This is a genomic window from Enterococcus sp. DIV1208 (assembly GCF_050530455.1).
GTDB classification, from domain to species: Bacteria; Bacillota; Bacilli; order Lactobacillales; family Enterococcaceae; genus Enterococcus_B; species Enterococcus_B hirae.
In genome coordinates this window covers 1,098,638-1,116,804 of the sequence record NZ_CP172887.1, presented here as the reverse complement: position 1 = coordinate 1,116,804, position 18,167 = coordinate 1,098,638, and the positions used below count along the sequence as shown (strand labels likewise).

The following is an 18,167-nucleotide window of genomic DNA, read 5'->3' as shown; positions in this document are numbered from 1 at the left end:
TTTTCTTTAAAAAGAAAATGGCTCATGCATCTAGTTTGTGAGTTGATTTTACCGTCATCCCTACAAAAGCTTTCTCTAATTCAACAAGAAGGAATAAAACCAATCCAGGTAGTAAACTGATGCTTGCTTCTTGGACAGTCAACGAAACTGTCCCAATCGCAATTTTTAATGGTGGGAACACTAACATCAATCCTTGTAAGAGGATCATCGCTCCAATCGAATAGAGTAATGCCCGATTTTCAAAAAGATCTTTTGTCAGACTAAATTCAGTCACTCTTCGACAATTAACCATGTAGAAGGCTTGTCCAAAAACCATCGCATTGATCAGAACGGTTTGTTTCGCTTCAGCAGGAACAAAATCCATTGCAACAAACCCTAAAATAGTCATGATGATCCCAACATATAAAATACGCAAAAGTGCATATTTTGATAGGATTTTTTCGTCAATTGGTCTCGGTGGACGATTCATAACATCTTGATCTGCTTTTTCAAAACCCAATGCGTATGAAAGGGTGATCGAAGCGACTAGATTTAACCACAAGATTTGTACAGTAGTTAAAGGTAATGGGAAATTTCCTACCAATGAAAAGAGCAATAGTAATCCTTGGGCTAAACAAGTTGGCAAATAAAAGAGAATCGTCTTTTTCAAATTATCAAAAATACGTCGTCCTTCTTTCACGGCTTTTGCAATGGTCTCAAAATTATCATCTACCAACACCATGTCTGCTGCCTGTTTGCTAACATCGCTCCCTTTGATTCCCATAGCGATCCCGACATCGGCTTTTTTCAAAGCTGGCGCATCATTAACGCCGTCCCCAGTCATTCCAACAATTTCATCTTGTTCTTGGAGATAGGTCACAATAGCCAATTTATGTTCAGGTGTCGTCCTGGCAAAAACATCATTCTCACGGACAGCGATCTTCCATTCTTCTTCTGTCAATTGATCTAGTTCCGTTCCCGTAATCGCCGATTTAGCATTTTTTAAACCTAATTCCTCAGCGATCGCTTTTGCTGTTGCTTGATGATCGCCAGTGATCATTTTTACTCTGATCCCTGCTTGTTGCATTTCCTTGACTGAAGCAATAGCTGATTCCTTTGGTGGATCAATGATGCCACTAAGTCCAATCATCACCAGCTCATTCGTTAATTCTTCATGTGACAATTCACGATCCTTTAACTCTTTCATTGCAAACGCTAAGACACGTTGGCCTGTTTGCGCTAATTGTTCGTTTTTTTGTAACCACATAGCATGATCTATCTGTTGTTGTCTTCCATCTGATCCCAGTTCATATTGCACTTTATTCAGTAAAACATCTGGCGCACCTTTCACAAATAAGATCCTTTTTCCTGCAATCTCATGGACGGTCGCCATATATTTGTAAGCTGAGTCGAAAGGGATTTTATCAACGACTGGATAAAGTTCGATCGGTTGTTGATTGGTCCATTTTAATAAAGCTAATTCCGTGGCATTACCTGAAGTTGGACATACTCCTTGAGTTAGTTGGGTTTCTTGACAATTATGCATCGCTTCAACAAGCCAAGTCTCATTTTTGGTCCAGTTTTTTTCTTCAAGCATTTCCACCCCATGGTTCGCTTCTCTAGTCGCTAAGCTAACCAATGTCATTTCATTTTTAGTCAGTGTTCCTGTTTTATCTGAACAAATTACTGTCATTGCCCCTAACGTTTCAACTGTGGGTAGATTTTTGACGATTGCTTGTTTCTTTGCCATTCGATTGACACCCGAAGATAAAATAATCGTTAAGATCGAAGGAAGTCCTTCTGGGATAGAAGACACGATCAAGGCAATGACAGCCGTCGCTATATAGCCCCAAGTCATGCCATAATAAAAGTAGGATACGGTAGCTAACAATAAAATCAACGCAGCGATTCCTTTAAATATACTAGTATTCATTTCTTTGATTTTCTTCAATAACGGTGTTTCTTGTTCTGTGATCGACCCTAATGAAGTGCTGATTTTTCCAATTTCTGTAGCAGTTCCGACAGCGACTACGATCCCTATTCCTCTGCCTGATTCCACTTTAGTCCCAGAAAAAGCCATATTCGTTTGTTCCGCTAAAGGAGTCTCTAGCGGTAACGGGTCGGTCGTCTTTTGGATCGCATGGGTTTCTCCAGTAAGAATTGCTTCATCAATTTGTAAGTTGAACGTTTCACTCAAACGAACATCTGCAGAAACGATATCTCCAGCAGCTAATACGATTTGATCCCCCACCACTAAATCAGCTGGTGCAATCTCTTTTTGCTGTCCCTTTTCGATGATGACTGCTTTTTCACTAAGTAATTCCGCAATGCTGTCTAAAGATGAAGCTGCCTTTCGTTCTTGTAAATAGCCGATCAGCGCATTTAAGAAAACAACTAAAAAAATCATACTGCCTTCAATATATGCGCCTGTAAAAAGCTTAACGATCGCAGCTCCTAATAAAATGTACATCAGTGCATCATGAAAGTAAGAAAGAAATTTTTTCCATTCTGGAACTTTAATACCATTTTCTAAGACGTTTCTTCCATACTTAAGTTGTCGTTCGTTCCTTTCTTGTTCGTTCATTGCTTTTTTTACCATTAATTTTTCTTTGATTTCTATGATTGATAAGGTGTACCATTCTTTCATTTTTTTCCTCCAATAATTCTTACTGATCAAATCATAAAGGTTAGAGTGACTCTAAGGTCAAGAAAAATTTAAGCAAATCTATCTATGTAGAATAAAAAAATCAATTCCATTCACATTTCCCCCACGTTTCGTAGTAAAATAACCTTACTTAAAATGACTGATCAATGGAAGTGATGATTTGAAAATCAATGAATTAGCAAAGCTCTATGATATTACAGCCCATACTTTACGCTATTATGAAAAATTAGGTTTGATTACACCGGATTATGATGAAAATGGCTATCGAAATTATTCTTACGAACACATTGAACAACTGAATACCATCCGTGACCTACGTTATTTTGATGTCTCCATTACTGAGATCGCCGATTATTTGAAGCAAAAAGAAATCAGCAAGACAAAAGAATTATTAGCTTTTGAAATCGAGGCACTTCATCAACTCATCAGTGACTCACAAAAAAAAATCGAACTATTAATCGAACGTGTCCAGTTAATTGAAGAAGCAGAAAGCATAGACTATCAAGAAGTGCTATTAGTGCAGCAACCGAAAAGACTGATTCTTAAAGCTTCTACGGTTGCAACGGATGAACAAATCGACTTTTCGTTAAAAGAACTTCATAAAAAATACGAACCTTTATTAAGCACTAATAATCAAAATCTTTTTGGTAGTATCATCCATTTAGAGGAAGATCCTTTTACCTATCAAGTATTTTATTTTTGTCCTGACCTTACGATTAAAAATGAGGATGCTGAGATACTCCCTGCTGGAAATTATCTTAGTTATAGTTTTAAAGGTGACTATGAACAAAGGAAGAAAGGAATTGCTACCATCATGAACTACCTGACTACCCATTCGCTTCATAGAGCCAGTCCATTTTATGAATCTTATCTAATTGATTTTCACGAAACGAATAAGCCAGAAGAATATGTGACGCGTTTAGAAATTTTAGTTGAATCGTAGCTTGGAATAACTAAATATTTATACAAGAAAAAACTACGTCTGAGTTTGACATCAGACATCAAACTCAGACATAGTAACTCTTTTATAAATCAAGAATAAAAATTTGCTACTAAGTGCTACGAATCAATAAATGTGAAGACTTCAAGTAAGCCCCCGCAAGCTTCGTCACTTTTGACCGTAATATGCATGCATCCCATGTTTTCGATAGTAGTGCTTATCTAAAAGATATTGTGGAATAGATTGCATAGCAGGATTAATTTTTTCATTTTCTTTAGCCATTAAGCATATTTCGTCTAAGATCAAGCTATTCTCTACCGCCTTTGCAGGGGTTTCACCCCAAGTAAATGGGCCATGTCCATAAACGAATACACCAGGAACTTCAGTGGGAGCTAATTGTCTCTCTTGAAACGTTTCAACAATCACATGACCAGTGTTTCTTTCATAAGCACTTTTAACTTCTTCTTCAGTTAATTGCCGTGTGCAAGGAATCGTTCCATAAAAAGCATCCGCATGAGTTGTTCCATAGGCAGGCAAGTCTCGACCAGCCTGCGCCCACATGACTGAATGAGTGGAGTGCGTGTGGACGATAGCATTGATTTTTTCAAAAGCTTGATACAAAATCACATGAGTCGATAAATCAGAAGAGGGCTTCATCCCATCTTCTTCTAGCGGATTTCCAGCTAGATCAGTCACTACCATTTGTTCGGGAGCCATCTGTTCATACTTTACACCACTTGGCTTGATCACGATCACCCCAAGCGCTCGATCAATCTCACTGACATTGCCCCAAGTCAACTTAACTAGTCCATATTGAGGTAGTGCCAAATTTGCTTCATAAACACGTTGTTTCATTTCTTTAATGATCGGATTACGCAAACTCATAACCTGCCTCCTTTAGCTTCGGATAAAGATAGCTTTTTGCTGCTACGATTTCTTTTTTAAAATCCGGATTTTTTTCACTCCACATTTCAATTAAAAATGACCCATTATAATTCATCTGTTTGAGTTTCTTTAACAAACCCTCAAAGTCAACACAGCCTGCGCCAAAAGGAACATCACGAAATTGACCTGATGATTCAGTTGTTACTGGATAGGTATCCTTTAAGTGGATGGAAGAAATCCAATTGATCCCTTTTTCTAGTTCACGTTCTGGATCGTTTTCTTGCCAAGCCGAAAGGTTACCAAGATCTGGATAAACTTGAAGATATGGTGAATCAATCTGGCGTTTGATTTCTAAAAATTTAGTGATTGAATTCATAAATGGATCATCCATAATTTCAATTGACAAGATGATTCCATATTCAGAAGCTATTTTGACGCTTTCTTCAAGTCCTTCAATAAATAATTTTCGTGATAGCCTTGTTTTTTTTTCATAATAGACATCGTATCCGGCTACTTGGATAATTTTGATACTTAAGCGCTGAGCAAGTCGGATCGCTTTGACCATCAATTCTTTGGCTTTTATCCGATACGCTTCATTTGAAGAGCCAAAAGGAAACCTGCGATGACCACTCAGACAAATGGAATTGATCCGAATGCCCGTCTCTTTCATGTCTTTGCGTATTTGATTGATCATCTCGTCAGACCAATTGAGTCGAGCTAGGCGTTCATCTGTCTCGTCAATCGACATCTCAATAAAGGAAAAACCAAGTTCCTTTGCTAATAAAAAGCGCTCTTTCCAAGAGATATCTTTTGGTAGTGCCTTCTCATAAATTCCGATTTGAGCCAAGTCTATTCCCCCCAAATGCGAATCATTTCTTGTTTAAAATCATTGGCTGCTTTTGCAGGATCGTCCGCACTAGAAATCCCTCTTCCAGCTATAAAAGTTTCCACTTCAATCCCTGCGAATAATTTCAATGTTTCCACGTTTAATCCACCTGTCACAGAAACTGCAAAGCCCATTTCTATCAATTTCTTTACTTTTGTCAGATCCCGTTCTCCCCAAGTTTCACCAGAAAGTAATGCATCTCGACTTTGATGATAGATCACCTGTTGGATACCGATCCTCCGCCATTCAGCTGCTTGTTCATAGGTCCAATCCCCATACAGTTCGACTTGCAATGCCTTCACTTCTTTTTGAGCTGCTTCCATGGTTGGCAGAGTAGCACAGCAGATAACAGTCATAAAATCCGCACCGGCATCAGTTACATTTTTGGCTACCGTTCCCCCGGCATCCGCACATTTTGTATCAGCAACAATTGTTTTCCTTGGAAACATGCTACGAATACAGCTGATGGCTTTGCGCCCCTCTTGCAGACATAAAATGGTTCCAATTTCAATAATATCGACAATATCCCCTACTTGAAATACATCTGCTAATGCTTGTTCTAAATCATTATGATCCAAAGCAATCTGTAATTTTGGTCTGCTCATTTTGTCTTCCTCTTTTATTTAGATTTTTGATACAACGCTGATTCAGCAAATTTTTCACCAATTTCTTTGGCTGACATGACATTTTTAATGCCAATCACTGTAATTCCTTTTTTCTCAGCTTGGATAAACATATTCAAAAAATTGACTGGTGTAAAAACGACATCATACTGAGTCGCAGAACTTTTTCCTTCAGAAATTGCACAATGATGGATTTTGGTAATTGACACACCTAGTTCTTTCATTGCCTTTTCGACGCTTCTCATCATCATCAAACTTGTTCCCGACCCGTTTGCGCAAGATACTAAAATTCTCATTATGTTTTCCTCCTATGTGTTCATTTTAATTTTATTGTTGTATTTAATTCTCGTTGTGATATTTTTCTGCATATTGCTCATAATCATCGACGATCAAAAAGTACCCGTCTGGATTTTTACGGTATTGTAATTGTGGAATAATCAATAGTCCAACCACGACTAATGCGATACCAACATACCCCAAAAACTTCATCATTACAGTAAATAATGGCCAAGCAGTGGCCCAGTCAAACATACCGAGATAGCCACCATATTTTGACATGCCGATCCAAGTTGCAAAAACGGCCGATCCACCAACTTGAATGATTCCAGAAAGAAATGGGAACAGACAGGCGGCTTTGAAACCACCTCGATTGTTGGCAAAAACTGCGATAACTGCATTGTCAAAGAACAATGGAATAAAACCAGCAATCACGATGGTTGGTGATTTGAACAAAATGAGTAAGGCAATCATCAAAAATTGACCTAAGGCACCAAACAAGAAGCCAATGGTTACGGCGTTAGGTGAACCAAAACCAAAAGTAGCAGCTACGTCAATCCCAGGAACCGCACCTGGTAGGATTGTATTGGAGATCCCTTGAAAAGATTGTGTTAGCTCATCCACGAAAGTACGGACTCCTAATTGTAAAATGGCTAGGTAGACAGCAAAATTCAATGATGTTGTCATAATATAGAACAAGAAACTTTGTCCTTCTTGCATAAACTGTGCTTGAATCAAATAATCTTTTCCTAGCACTAACAAAATAATTCAAAAAAATAAAAGCATTAATAAAGAAGTTGCTACCATATTTTCATTAAATATAGATAAAAAACCTGGTAATTCAATATCTTCCAATTTTTTATCCACTTTTTTAGAGTGTTCTTTTTTTTGATCACGTTTCTTTAAAAACTCGGCTAACTTCGCAAATATATAGATACCAAACATTTGCTGATGTGCCACAGAAAAACCCGCGCCCTCGGTTAACTCCTGGGTGATACCAACTGTTAAATTAGAAGCTACTGCCCAATAACAGCCTAAAATCAGTCCCATAAAAATCAGAACTTGAATTCTTCCTAAAGAGGGAAAACAAAATAATAATATCCAAAAAGCAGTTGCAGATTGTTGAATCTGAACATTTCCAGTTGTAAAAACCGAACGTAATTTTGTATATTTTTGAAAACGAACGAGTAAGATATTCATAACAAAAGCAATCAAAAGTAAAATCATGACATCCCCAAATGTACGACCAAATGTTTCCTCTAATCCAGAGTCAACGGCATTTTGTCCAAAATATGGATCGGTGACCATCGCATCCAGATTAAACCGTTCTTTTAAACCTACTAAAATGGGGCGGAAGTTGTTTACTAATCCTCCTGAACCAACCGTCAAAATGAAGTAACCGACTGTTGCTTTCAAGAAACCAGCAATACACTCATAAAATGGACGTTTCAAGAGAATGTACCCTAGCAGTACAATAAAACCAATCAGATAAGCTGGTTGAGTTAAGATGTTTGTAGCGAAATAAGTCCAAATGCTCAATAAAAAATCAGCCATTCTTTTTTCCTCCTATAAGTTATACTCTTGCATCACCACTCGATAGTCTTCAATCGAATCGGTATCTGCCAAACGATCAATTAGCCCATCTATCATCAACAACTCAGACAATTTTTGAATATTTTCCATATGCTGATCTACATTTTTGGCTGCTAAAGTAAAGAATAAACTTGCTGATTTTTCTTCTTGGTCGAATTGAATGGGCCTTTTCATTTTAGTGAATGATATAGCTGTTCCATAAACTCCTTCACTATCTGCTGAAGAATGTGGCATTGCCACTTTGGGAACAATCACGATATAAGGACCATGTTCTTCTACACATTGGATGATTTCATCTACGTAACTTTGATCAATCAACTTTTTATCTAATAATAGTTGACAGCTTTCAGCAACAGCTTCCTTCCAATCAGTAATTTCTTTATCGGAATATTTCACCAAGCCTTGATCCAAAAAATATTTCAACATGTTGTTAGCCTCTTTTCTATAAGAATGACGGGAATGGTGTATCGTTTTCTACAGAAAATACATCCTCAAAACCACGGTAGAAATTAAATTCCAGGTCGTCTTTGTTCGTTGGATAGGTAAACTTGCCTCCTACCTGCCAGATATATGGTTTAAAATCGTACTTCAAGCGATCCTTTTTAAACTTCCATATTTCGGTAATTTCTTTTGGATCAGCCATAAAATTTGCCCAGATATCATAATGAACAGGGATGACTACTTTAGCCTTCAATGACTCAGCCATTCGCAACATATCGACAGAAGTCACTTTATCCGTGATACCTCGTGGATTTTCATCATATGCACCTAGGCAAACATCAATAGTATGTTCGTTCCCATGTTTCGCAAACATATTAGAATAATGAGAGTCTCCAGCATAATAAATATTTCCACCCGATGTTTCAAATAGATAATTCACAGCGATCTCATCCATTTCTTGAGGTATTTTCCCTTTTAAAGTTTCCTCTGGATCTTCACAAGTGACTAATGCTGTACGGTCAAATGCTTCTAAAGCAACGATAGTTACATCCTCAATTTTGACTTCATCTCCTGGTTTGACGATTATCGTTTTCTCTTTTGGAATTCCCCAGTTCAACCAAGTATTTACTACTTCTTGAGGACCAATGAATTTTGCATTCGGACAATTTTGATGAACAGCAGCTGCTGTATTGATATCCAAATGATCCGAATGGATATGCGTGACAACTAAAGCGTTTACACTTTTCATTTCAAAAGGGTCAATCACAAAAGGTTGCGTCCGCAAGTTCGGTTGCATTTTTTGAACCCCACTCATTCGCATCATCTGATGCCCTTTTTTCATCATCCCATTTCCATGACTACGTTTACCTGTCCCACACCATAAATCACACAAAATATTTGTCCCTTTATGCGTCTTTAACCAAATCCCGGTACAACCTAACCACCACATCGCAACCGTTCCTTCTTTTACTTCTTCTGTTTCGATCTCTTCATTCAAGTAGGTACCCCATTCAGGAAATGTTTCTAAAACCCAATTTTCTTTTGTGACATCATTGACATGTTTGCTCATTGTAATTCTCCTCTCAAGAACTTTCTTTTGTTGATATCTAAATCATAATATGCAACGACAAACATGAAAACCCTTTTATATGACTGTTTGTTATTTATATGATCGTTTTTGTAAGTTAATTGATTTTTTTAGTATGATATATATAGTTAATAAACTTTATATGAATCTTTGAAGCGATAAAAATCATATACATAGGCAACAAATAGGAGGGTAAATAATGAAAAATTCCATTGTCAATATTGAGAAGCGTCAAAAGGATATTTTGGAGCGATTACAACAAAAAGAGCAAATGACAACATATGAGTTAGCTGAATCTTTAAAAGTCTCTATTAGTACAATACGCAGAGACCTAAATTTATTAGAAGAAAAAAATGAGATCATTCGTCATTACGGGTTCTGTTCTTATAATTATGATAATCGTACAGACTTTGATCAATCTGGACCAGAACGACTAAAACAATCAATCGCTCGTGAAGCTTGTAAATACATCAATGATTATGATACCGTATTCATTAATTCTAGTTCTACTGCACTTAAAGTGGTTGAATATGTACGTGCCAATCACCTGACAATTGTCACAAATAACGTAAAAATCACTTACTCCCCTCATAAAGAAAACTGCAATTATATCTTGACTGGAGGTGAGATGCGCTTTCCAAAAGAAGCATTAGTGGGTGATATCGCATTAAATACCATTTCTTCAATGAATGCTGATGTCTGTATCATTGGTTGCAGTGGTGTGTCGATCGATAATGGCGTAACAACTAAAATTCTCAATGAATCAACGATCAATGAAATGATGATTCGTCAAACGTTTAAATGTAAAATTCTAGTTGCTGATCATCGTAAAATTGGTTTAACATCAAAATTTAAAATTGCAGATATTTCTGTTTTTGATTATTTGATTACTGACAAGTTTTGTTCTGAAAAAGTAATTGCTGAAATCAAAAATGTTGGGGTGAAAGTCATCCAAATCAGTTAAAAAAAAGCCGGTGTGAATGGAACAAGGTTCTGTCCCAACCACATCGGCTTTTGCTTATTTACGAATGATGTTCAAATAAAATGACCTGATCCATTAAGTCAAAGCTCTTCAAATCAGCCTTTCAGCGATGGTTCGCTCTTACTTACTTAATAACAGTCTTTTTATTAAGCGTGATAACGTTCTACACCATCTAGGTATGTTGCTTCTAAAGTCATATCTGGATTCAATACGATAAAATCAGCGTCCCGTCCTTTTGCGATCTTGCCACAAGTATCATCGATCTTGCAGCTGATTGCTGGTACTAAGCTTCCCATCATCACAGCTTGTTCAGGTGTAGCTAATCCCCAGTCTACTACATTTTTGATTGCTTCTTTTAATTTCAAGATACTTCCTGCTAAATTACCTGATTCTAAGCGAGCAGTTCCATCTTTCACGACCACTGGAAATTCTCCTAAATTATAATTGCCATCAGGCATTCCACCAGCCATCATGCAATCAGTGATCAATGCCACATGGTCATGACCTGCTTTTTCCATTAAAATTTGAGCAGCATTTGGATGAACATGATGCCCATCACAAATCAATTCTGAAAAAACATGTTCTAGCGATAGTAGCGCACCAACCATTCCAGGTTCACGATGATTTAATCCACGCATGCCATTATACGCATGGACAAAGACACTGGCACCTGCTTCTACTGCCTTTTGTGCTTCATCGATCGTCGCATTACTATGACCCAATGAAACAACCACGCCTTCATCTGTCACTTGTTTGACAAACTCTTCAACGCCTTTTCGTTCTGGGGCTAGGGCAATTTTTTTGATCAGTCCGCCAGAAGCTTCTTGCCATTCATGGAAAGTATCAAGATCAGGGTCTCCAAAATAACTTGGATTTTGCGCCCCTTTATGTTCTTCCGTAAAGAATGGTCCTTCAAAATAGATTCCTTTAATTTTTGCTCCAGGAGCTTCTTGGTACATTTTTCCAATTGTTTCAGCTACATCTTTTAAACGTTCTTTACTTGATGTTAAAGTAGTTGGTAAAAACGATGTTACTCCACAAGAAAGCAATCCTTCTGACATTGCTTTCACACCTTCTGCATCATTATCCATCACATCATGGTTCATATAGCCATGAATATGCGTATCAACTAGACCAGGAGCGATCCATTTTCCGCTTTGATCAATGATATTGACTTCTCCTTCAGGTGTGTTTTGGGTATACTCCCCAAAAAGACCATCAGTGATTTCAAGATAACCTGCATTTTTGACACCGGATGACAAAAAGAATTTGTCTGCGTAGATAAAAGTTCTCATTCTTCTCTCTCCTTTGATTTTCTATCCTAAAGGTACTCTTATTTTGGAGATAAGTCAAGAATGGTCTACACCATTTAGAGACTTTTTGCTATTTTTTTAACTGATTGTGCCAATTCTTCATAAAAGAGAGCTTTATTGATTTCACCTTTCTTTTTATAAATCAAACTCTTTAAAATAAATAAATCGTTAAGGTAATAATAACTATTTTTATCTTGCGCCCACCGTATTCCTTGATTTACTTGTTCTAAAGATAGTTCAATTTCTCCTTGGTGCAACAAAAAGCTTCCATAGTTATAAAAAATTTGAGTAAACTCACTTTTGGTTCGATCTTGGATCGTCTCTTGGAAGAGTTGGATACTACGACTTAAATAGTACCTCGCTTCCGCAGTTTTGCCAGCTACGCCATAGATTTTGCCAATGCAACTGACTAGCTGGATCTCAACATCCGTCACTTGTGTTCGATCTTTTAACGTCGAATAGGAGAGCGCTTCTTTTAAATAACTAAGTGCTTGAGTAATATTTTTTCGTAATGTAAATTCACAGACGCCTAAATAATAATAATATTTTTGAAAATCCGCAGCTTCGTACAAATTTTCTGTAACCTCTGGCGATTTTAACACTTGTTCCAGCTTGCGATAATCTCGTTGCTGAAAATACAAGTCTGTTAACTCAAAATTCTTTAAGACCTCTCGAATTTTCCCATGAGATAAACGCATGACATGATCGATCGTTACGCCTAAACGTTGGCAAATTTGTGCCATTACAACAACATTTGGTAGCTCTTCATTATTTTCAATTCTGCTTAAAACACTCTGTGAACAAATATCTTGCGAAAGCATTTTTTGTGTCATCTTCTGTTCTTTTCGAATTTCTTTTATGATTGTACCAAAGGAAGCGACCAACGTTTCCATAAGCATCCTCCTTCAAAATATGCGTATTCGCATTATACCAATATTTTACTTTACGGAAGAAGAAACATCAAGAAAAGTCCTATCAAAAACTTGTCCGACTTTTTTCCTTCCTTATTTTTGATTTAGCTAGTGATTATTTCATCTCTCACACCAAAAAGAGCCAAAACTTGAGTTCGGCTCTTTTGAGTAAAAACATCCATGACAGGCTATTTTTGTCGGTAAGTCGATAAAAATTCACGCATTTTGACAGCAGTCGTTTTCAGATCATCCATCTTTGGTAAATAAACGATTCTAAAATGATCCGGTTGATGCCAATTAAATCCCCCACCATGAACCAGCAAGATATGATGTTCATGTAGGAAATCTAAAACAAACTTTTCGTCATCTAAAATATTGAAACGCTTCGTATCAATCTTAGGAAAAATGTAAAACGCTGCTTTAGGTTTTACTGCAGAAAGACCGGGAATGTCATTAATGGCATTGTAAATAAATTCTCGTTGCTCATAAATACGCCCACCAGGTAATAATAATTCATCCACACTTTGATAACCACCTAATGCCGTCTGAATGATTTGCTGAGACAATACATTGGAACAAAGACGCATCGAAGAAAGCATGTTCAATCCTTCAATATAGCCTTTAACATGTGATTTATCTCCACTCAACACCATCCAGCCAACACGAAATCCTGCAACACGATGGGATTTAGATAAACCATTCAACGTCACGACAAATAAATCTGGTGCCAAGGTAGCGATTGGAATATGTTCTAAACCATCCATGACTAAACGATCATAAATTTCATCAGAATAAATAATCAATTGATTTTGACGAGCAATCTCCACGATTTGCTCTAAAATCTCTTTTGGATACAATGCTCCAGTTGGATTATTTGGGTTGATGATCACGATTGCTTTTGTTCTACTCGTTATTTTTGATTTAATGTCATCAATATCAGGATACCATTCTGCTTGTTCGTCACATATATAATGAACAGGTTTTCCACCAGCCAGTGATACTGAAGCCGTCCATAATGGATAATCAGGCATCGGAACTAAAACCTCATCCCCATTATCAAGTAGACCTTGCATACACATTGTGATCAGTTCGCTGACTCCATTCCCTGTATAAATGTCGTTGATCGTCACATTGGGGAACTTTTTGATTTGACAATATTGTTCAATCGCTTTTCTTGCTGAAAAAATGCCTTTAGAATCAGAATAGCCTTCTGAATCTCGTGCATTCATAATCAAATCACGTATCACTTCATTTGGCGCTTCAAATCCAAAGGGGGCAGGATTTCCAGTATTTAACTTCAAAATACTGATCCCTTCTTCTTGCATACGTTCGGCTTCTTCTAACACAGGTCCACGTACGTCGTAGCTTACGCCTTCTAGTTTATTGGATTTTTCAAATTCTCTCATAACGCTATCCAATCCCTCATTTCAAAATAAACAGAAATTTCTGATTTTTTATTTTTTACTTATTTTCAATATCATACTCTATCCCTCTAAAATTTACCACAATTTTAAGTAAAACCATAAGAAATTTTAGTTAGTTTTCAAACTCATTTCCGTCGATATTCATTGAATAAATTCGCACCCCAGTCCATAGCAATTCCGCAAATAACGCCCAAAAAAATTCCGGCAGACAAATCTTTCAATACAATACCAAGAATTAGCCCAACACTCATTCCTAAGATAGAAAACTCCCCATCATATTTTTCCACTTTTTCTCTCCCTTTTCATCTTGACATCTGCGGAAATACTCGCTATCATTAATTTATTGTTATTATACGCAGACGTGATGGAACGGCAGACATGCAAGATTGAGGGTCTTGTGAGCGTACGCTCGTGTGGGTTCAAATCCCATCGTCTGCATCAATGACTAGTCGTAGAGCATTCCGTGCTCTACGTTTTTTTGTTTTCTTATTCACGTCTTATTAATAAACTTACTGTTCGTTATACTAAACGACCTGACTTCTGATAATTTTACGCATAAATTCTTCTTTCTATTTTACTCTTCCTGTTAATTTACTGCTAATGATTACTATGGACAGTTCCTTCTTATGTTTCATAAGATAGCTTTTTTGATTATTTCTCCTTATTACGATTAAGCAATGAGATCAGTATTGTTTTATCTGCATGCCTTCTATTTTGCCCATCTTGATCATTTTTTATATTTACAACCTATGACCTATACTGTAAAAGAATTATGAGAACGATGAATATTAGGAACCATAATTGAACTCTTATTCAATCGATTCTTTTAAATAGTGTAACGCTTGTTTACAGTTCTTGAATCCTTTTGCTTTCCATTGGACATTTCTCTTTCTTAACTTATATATTTCATTTTTTTCTCATCATCAAACTCGTATTCTTATAAATAAAGATGACATTACCAGCTTATAACCTTATTTTATAAGCTTAAGCAGTATTTTAGTACTAATATAAAAATTAGTTTATAATTAGAGTATGTCAAATATGGAGAGGAGAAATAACAAATGAAAACTTTAGACATTATTGCTTTAACATTGTTGATCGTTGGTGGATTAAATTGGTTATTGGTTGGTTTATTAGAATTTGATTTAGTTGCTACTATTGCAGGTGGATCTACGACAATTCTAGCTAAAGCGATCTATATTATTGTAGGAATTTGTGCTATTTATTGTTTGAAATTCTTTCCACTTATTACAAATAGAGTAGAACGATAATTTTTTAATTATCCTCTGTTCCTAATATAAATAAAGCAGTCATGAGCGTTAGTTTGTATGCTCATGACTGTTTTTATTTATATTCATGTAAGCGTTATCCGAGACGAAAGAGAGATTTTTTCTACAAAAAAACGTGAGATTAACCTTTTCTTAATAACTAGACAGCTACTCTTTTCAGAGACATTATGCTTGATTTTACGACAAAGAAATCGCTTTCGATTACATATGTTACTTCAAATATTACAAAAAAGGTAGATTTGTCATAAAGCTATTACCTATGAAATATATCCCCGTGGTAAAGTATTCCTCGTTGGTCACAACAAAACTATTTTTAAATTTACGAAGGAGCTTTTACATGAAATCACTTAAAACATTACTATTAGGAACAACTTTGACTGCCGGCGCACTATTCTTTATGGGAACATCTGCACATGCGGACGAAGCTTATACCGTTCAATCAGGTGATACGCTATCAACGATTTCTCAAAAATACGTTGGTGATAACTCCTTGATCCAAACTATTGCAGAAAAAAATTCAATCTCAAACATCAACTTGATTTATTCAGGTCAACAATTAACAATCCCAACAGGCGAACAAGCAGCAACAACACAAACAGCTTACCAAGCGCCTGCTCAAACAAAAACAGTGGCTGAACAACCAGTGAAGCAAGAACCAGTTCAACAAGCAGCACCTGCTCAACCAGTTGCTCAAGCAACGCAAACAGCGGCACAAGCAACACCAGCGACAACAAACACAAGCTCAGCGAAAGAATGGATCGCTCAAAAAGAATCTAGCGGTTCTTATACAGCAACAAACGGTCGTTACATCGGACGTTACCAATTAGATTCTTCTTACTTAAATGGTGACTATTCAGCAGCAAACCAAGAACGAGTTGCTGAACAATACGTATCTTCTCGTTATGGCTCATGGGAAGCAGCTAAATCTTTCTGGGAAGCAAACGGTTGGTACTAATATAAAATAGCTTGTTTAAAAAGCGAAGGTCCCTCTTTAGGATCTTCGTTTTTTTTTACTAAGCAAAGCGTAAATGAAAAAAATTGGCAGAAATGGTATCCTTTCTGTCAATTTTTTTGGTAATTTCGATTTTCTAATTCCAGTTTGGCAAATGGTGGTTCGTTCATCGTGTTTTTTGAACAGTTGTGTTTGTCTAACTGCTCAAAATTATTTTTTGTTTCTTTCATGACGTTCAATAAATAGTTGTTCTCTGCTTTCAATCGTTTCACTAATGAATTCAAATAATTGTTTTCTTTATGTAATTCGTCTATTGTTTTACTCTTTTCGTCTGTCATATGATTTGAGTAGTTGTCTGTTTCTCTTACTGGTTTCTTCATCCCCACCTCAGAAGGCAACAACGAGTGGTGAAGTAATTTAGTATACAGTTCTTTGTATTCCTGATACTCAGCATTCAATTGTTCTTTCATATGATCATTTGTCGATTTCTTTCGATAGATGGATGTCTTATTTTGTTGAAGAACTGCTTCTAACTTTTTGAGTAATTCTGTTTCTATTTCACAGTTTTTATATTTGGACATAATATAAGCAGAATTGAGACGTCCTTCTTTCATGGGTATTAGGCCAATATGTAAGTGTGGTTTCTCTTCATCAAAATGAACATGTGCATAAATGATATTCGATAGACCGTATAGTTTTTGAAAGGCTTGAACAATTTGTAAAAAAAATAGTTTTGTTTCTCTTACTGATAATTTTTTTAATGCCGATTCTTTAAAGATGATTCGCCATTCAATTAATATTGTCCAATTAGAATGAATCGATTTTGTTGAAGATAAATGGGTCAAATATTTTCTAATGATCTTTTTATAGTCAATAAATTTCTTATTTAAAACATCATAATTTAAAGATGTTTTATCTGGTTGTACAATACTTGATTCAACTATTTCTCTTTGATTATGTCTTTGGACTTGTTCTAATTCATAAAATCGATAATCCGTTTTTTCTAATTTGATTGATTTAATAGTTCTGCCTCCTTACTTTCTTCTTACTATGTGAATCTTTCAAACAAGTAAATAAACAACGTTTTCATCTAAAGTTTAGTTAATTCTATCCCAAAAAACAAACCGAAAAATTCCTATTTCTTGGTAATTATGTACTTTTAGTGAAATAAAAAAGGACCCTCTTTAAAGGATCCCAAGTAAACCAGTTAAAACAAAACCTACTTCGTGAATTTTCGAGTGAACTAAGATAATAAAGCAAGCTTTGGCCCGCCTCTAAATAACTATTTTTTATTATACTAGCTATGATTCGTTAATCAATACGGAGTGTTCCATCAATGGTTGTTGTATTGATTAGTTCTTTTTCATCATATACTTTATAATATATCTTTATGCCATGCGTACCCGAGGAAGGCATATTCTTGAAAGCAACCGATTCAATCCCATTGTTGGGTGGAATCAATCCTGAAACATATAATTTTTTTTGATTAGATGCTAAATAGTATTCTACTTGTATATTATAGGAGTTGACACCCACATTACGTACATCCACGTGGGCTTTTCCCTCTTTATTTAATTCGATTTCATGCTTCAATACAATCCGAACATTGTCTTTATCGACTTCTTCCTGCATCTTTTTTAATAATTCGCCATTATTCAACTGAGTGATGTTCTCATCAAAATCTGGCAATCCTGTAACGACTTGAGGGGGAGATTGATTAAAATAGAAGTATCCACTGATCCCCAATATCAAAAGTACTACAGAGAAGGTTATCAGGATATATGTGCTTTTTTTTCTTTGTTTTGCTTTATGTGCCATTTAAAAATCTCCCTTTCTGATAAAATCAAAAACAAATCGTCTCAACCAGATGGATAAAAAAATCATTCGTTAAGCATTTACTTTTATTTTTTTTCAAACAATC

At 36.1% G+C, this 18,167-nt stretch carries 17 protein-coding genes, 1 tRNA gene and 1 pseudogene; 5 read left to right on the top strand and 14 right to left on the bottom strand.

The genetic code is table 11. From position 1 onward, the window contains the following. Positions 1-22: 22 nt before the first annotated feature. Complete coding sequence (locus tag IGK91_RS05170) at positions 23-2,626, bottom strand: HAD-IC family P-type ATPase (protein ID WP_034866770.1); 2,604 nt, start codon at positions 2,624-2,626, stop codon at positions 23-25. A gap of 178 nt (positions 2,627-2,804) precedes the next feature. Here IGK91_RS05170 and IGK91_RS05165 point away from each other — a divergent pair, with 178 nt between their 5' ends. Then, entirely contained in the window at positions 2,805-3,587 is a 783-nt protein-coding gene (locus IGK91_RS05165) for a MerR family transcriptional regulator (RefSeq protein WP_010719404.1), read from the top strand. A 165-nt stretch (positions 3,588-3,752) separates the two neighbouring features. On the opposite strand, the gene IGK91_RS05160 is transcribed toward IGK91_RS05165, so the two are convergent. The 7 genes and pseudogenes from IGK91_RS05160 to ulaG form a co-directional block, all read right to left on the bottom strand. After that, the gene (locus tag IGK91_RS05160; protein ID WP_034700355.1) at positions 3,753-4,469 is read right to left on the bottom strand and encodes an L-ribulose-5-phosphate 4-epimerase; all 717 of its coding nucleotides are present in this window, start codon (positions 4,467-4,469) and stop codon (positions 3,753-3,755) included. Beyond that, positions 4,456-5,316, bottom strand: a complete 861-nt coding sequence (locus IGK91_RS05155; protein ID WP_010719406.1) for an L-ribulose-5-phosphate 3-epimerase — start codon at positions 5,314-5,316, stop codon at positions 4,456-4,458. The genes IGK91_RS05160 and IGK91_RS05155 overlap by 14 nt, the downstream gene beginning before the upstream one ends. A 2-nt stretch (positions 5,317-5,318) precedes the next feature. After that, on the bottom strand, positions 5,319-5,960 hold the full coding sequence (locus IGK91_RS05150; protein WP_010719407.1) for a 3-keto-L-gulonate-6-phosphate decarboxylase UlaD: 642 nt from the start codon (positions 5,958-5,960) through the stop codon (positions 5,319-5,321). 14 nt (positions 5,961-5,974) lie between these two features. Further along, positions 5,975-6,274 (bottom strand): PTS sugar transporter subunit IIB, encoded by a 300-nt coding sequence (locus IGK91_RS05145; RefSeq protein ID WP_010719408.1) that lies wholly within the window; start codon positions 6,272-6,274, stop codon positions 5,975-5,977. Positions 6,275-6,317: 43 nt separating this feature from the next. Then, positions 6,318-7,808: pseudogene (locus IGK91_RS05140) on the bottom strand (PTS ascorbate transporter subunit IIC). A 12-nt stretch (positions 7,809-7,820) separates the two neighbouring features. Then, complete coding sequence (locus IGK91_RS05135; RefSeq protein ID WP_034866766.1) at positions 7,821-8,273, bottom strand: PTS sugar transporter subunit IIA; 453 nt, start codon at positions 8,271-8,273, stop codon at positions 7,821-7,823. Positions 8,274-8,289: 16 nt separating this feature from the next. Next, positions 8,290-9,357 (bottom strand): L-ascorbate 6-phosphate lactonase, encoded by a 1,068-nt coding sequence (gene ulaG / locus IGK91_RS05130; RefSeq protein WP_181934241.1) that lies wholly within the window; start codon positions 9,355-9,357, stop codon positions 8,290-8,292. A gap of 217 nt (positions 9,358-9,574) precedes the next feature. Between ulaG and IGK91_RS05125 the strand changes: the two genes are divergently transcribed. Next, on the top strand, positions 9,575-10,339 hold the full coding sequence (locus IGK91_RS05125; protein ID WP_034700348.1) for a DeoR/GlpR family DNA-binding transcription regulator: 765 nt from the start codon (positions 9,575-9,577) through the stop codon (positions 10,337-10,339). Positions 10,340-10,503: 164 nt separating this feature from the next. On the opposite strand, the gene nagA is transcribed toward IGK91_RS05125, so the two are convergent. From nagA to IGK91_RS05105, 4 genes are all read right to left on the bottom strand, one after another. After that, entirely contained in the window at positions 10,504-11,652 is a 1,149-nt protein-coding gene (gene nagA / locus IGK91_RS05120; RefSeq protein ID WP_010719415.1) for an N-acetylglucosamine-6-phosphate deacetylase, read from the bottom strand. A gap of 74 nt (positions 11,653-11,726) precedes the next feature. Beyond that, complete coding sequence (locus IGK91_RS05115; RefSeq protein WP_081123453.1) at positions 11,727-12,563, bottom strand: helix-turn-helix domain-containing protein; 837 nt, start codon at positions 12,561-12,563, stop codon at positions 11,727-11,729. 206 nt (positions 12,564-12,769) lie between these two features. After that, positions 12,770-13,987, bottom strand: a complete 1,218-nt coding sequence (locus tag IGK91_RS05110; protein ID WP_010719417.1) for a pyridoxal phosphate-dependent aminotransferase — start codon at positions 13,985-13,987, stop codon at positions 12,770-12,772. Positions 13,988-14,130: 143 nt separating this feature from the next. Beyond that, positions 14,131-14,292: a hypothetical protein gene (locus tag IGK91_RS05105; protein ID WP_010719418.1), complete on the bottom strand. Its 162-nt coding sequence runs from the start codon at positions 14,290-14,292 to the stop codon at positions 14,131-14,133. A 68-nt stretch (positions 14,293-14,360) separates the two neighbouring features. Here IGK91_RS05105 and IGK91_RS05100 point away from each other — a divergent pair. The 3 genes from IGK91_RS05100 to IGK91_RS05090 all read left to right on the top strand — a co-directional run bounded on the left by IGK91_RS05100 (position 14,361) and on the right by IGK91_RS05090 (position 16,249). Beyond that, positions 14,361-14,443 (top strand) — tRNA-Leu (locus tag IGK91_RS05100). A 623-nt stretch (positions 14,444-15,066) separates the two neighbouring features. Next, on the top strand, positions 15,067-15,276 hold the full coding sequence (locus IGK91_RS05095) for a DUF378 domain-containing protein (RefSeq protein WP_010719419.1): 210 nt from the start codon (positions 15,067-15,069) through the stop codon (positions 15,274-15,276). 355 nt (positions 15,277-15,631) lie between these two features. Beyond that, the gene (locus IGK91_RS05090) at positions 15,632-16,249 is read left to right on the top strand and encodes a LysM peptidoglycan-binding domain-containing protein (RefSeq protein WP_010737411.1); all 618 of its coding nucleotides are present in this window, start codon (positions 15,632-15,634) and stop codon (positions 16,247-16,249) included. A 107-nt stretch (positions 16,250-16,356) separates the two neighbouring features. Here the strand turns inward: IGK91_RS05090 and IGK91_RS05085 are convergent, their stop codons facing one another. Beyond that, a complete protein-coding gene (locus IGK91_RS05085) occupies positions 16,357-17,175 on the bottom strand; it encodes a plasmid recombination protein (RefSeq protein WP_374220201.1) in 819 nt (272 codons plus the stop codon). A gap of 382 nt (positions 17,176-17,557) precedes the next feature. Then, positions 17,558-18,064 (bottom strand): hypothetical protein, encoded by a 507-nt coding sequence (locus IGK91_RS05080; protein WP_010737409.1) that lies wholly within the window; start codon positions 18,062-18,064, stop codon positions 17,558-17,560. Positions 18,065-18,167 lie beyond the last annotated feature (103 nt).

Bases quoted from the DNA above. Each gene is read 5' to 3' on its own strand.
- IGK91_RS05150 (WP_010719407.1), bottom strand. From the start codon at position 5,960: ATGAGCAGACCAAAATTACAGATTGCTTTGGATCATAATGATTTAGAA.
- ulaG (WP_181934241.1), bottom strand. From the start codon at position 9,357: ATGAGCAAACATGTCAATGATGTCACAAAAGAAAATTGGGTTTTAGAA.
- nagA (WP_010719415.1), bottom strand. From the start codon at position 11,652: ATGAGAACTTTTATCTACGCAGACAAATTCTTTTTGTCATCCGGTGTC.
- IGK91_RS05135 (WP_034866766.1), bottom strand. From the start codon at position 8,273: ATGTTGAAATATTTTTTGGATCAAGGCTTGGTGAAATATTCCGATAAA.
- IGK91_RS05145 (WP_010719408.1), bottom strand. From the start codon at position 6,274: ATGAGAATTTTAGTATCTTGCGCAAACGGGTCGGGAACAAGTTTGATG.
- IGK91_RS05170 (WP_034866770.1), bottom strand. From the start codon at position 2,626: ATGAAAGAATGGTACACCTTATCAATCATAGAAATCAAAGAAAAATTA.
- IGK91_RS05090 (WP_010737411.1), top strand. From the start codon at position 15,632: ATGAAATCACTTAAAACATTACTATTAGGAACAACTTTGACTGCCGGC.
- IGK91_RS05080 (WP_010737409.1), bottom strand. From the start codon at position 18,064: ATGGCACATAAAGCAAAACAAAGAAAAAAAAGCACATATATCCTGATA.
- IGK91_RS05115 (WP_081123453.1), bottom strand. From the start codon at position 12,563: ATGGAAACGTTGGTCGCTTCCTTTGGTACAATCATAAAAGAAATTCGA.
- IGK91_RS05095 (WP_010719419.1), top strand. From the start codon at position 15,067: ATGAAAACTTTAGACATTATTGCTTTAACATTGTTGATCGTTGGTGGA.
- IGK91_RS05110 (WP_010719417.1), bottom strand. From the start codon at position 13,987: ATGAGAGAATTTGAAAAATCCAATAAACTAGAAGGCGTAAGCTACGAC.
- IGK91_RS05160 (WP_034700355.1), bottom strand. From the start codon at position 4,469: ATGAGTTTGCGTAATCCGATCATTAAAGAAATGAAACAACGTGTTTAT.
- IGK91_RS05125 (WP_034700348.1), top strand. From the start codon at position 9,575: ATGAAAAATTCCATTGTCAATATTGAGAAGCGTCAAAAGGATATTTTG.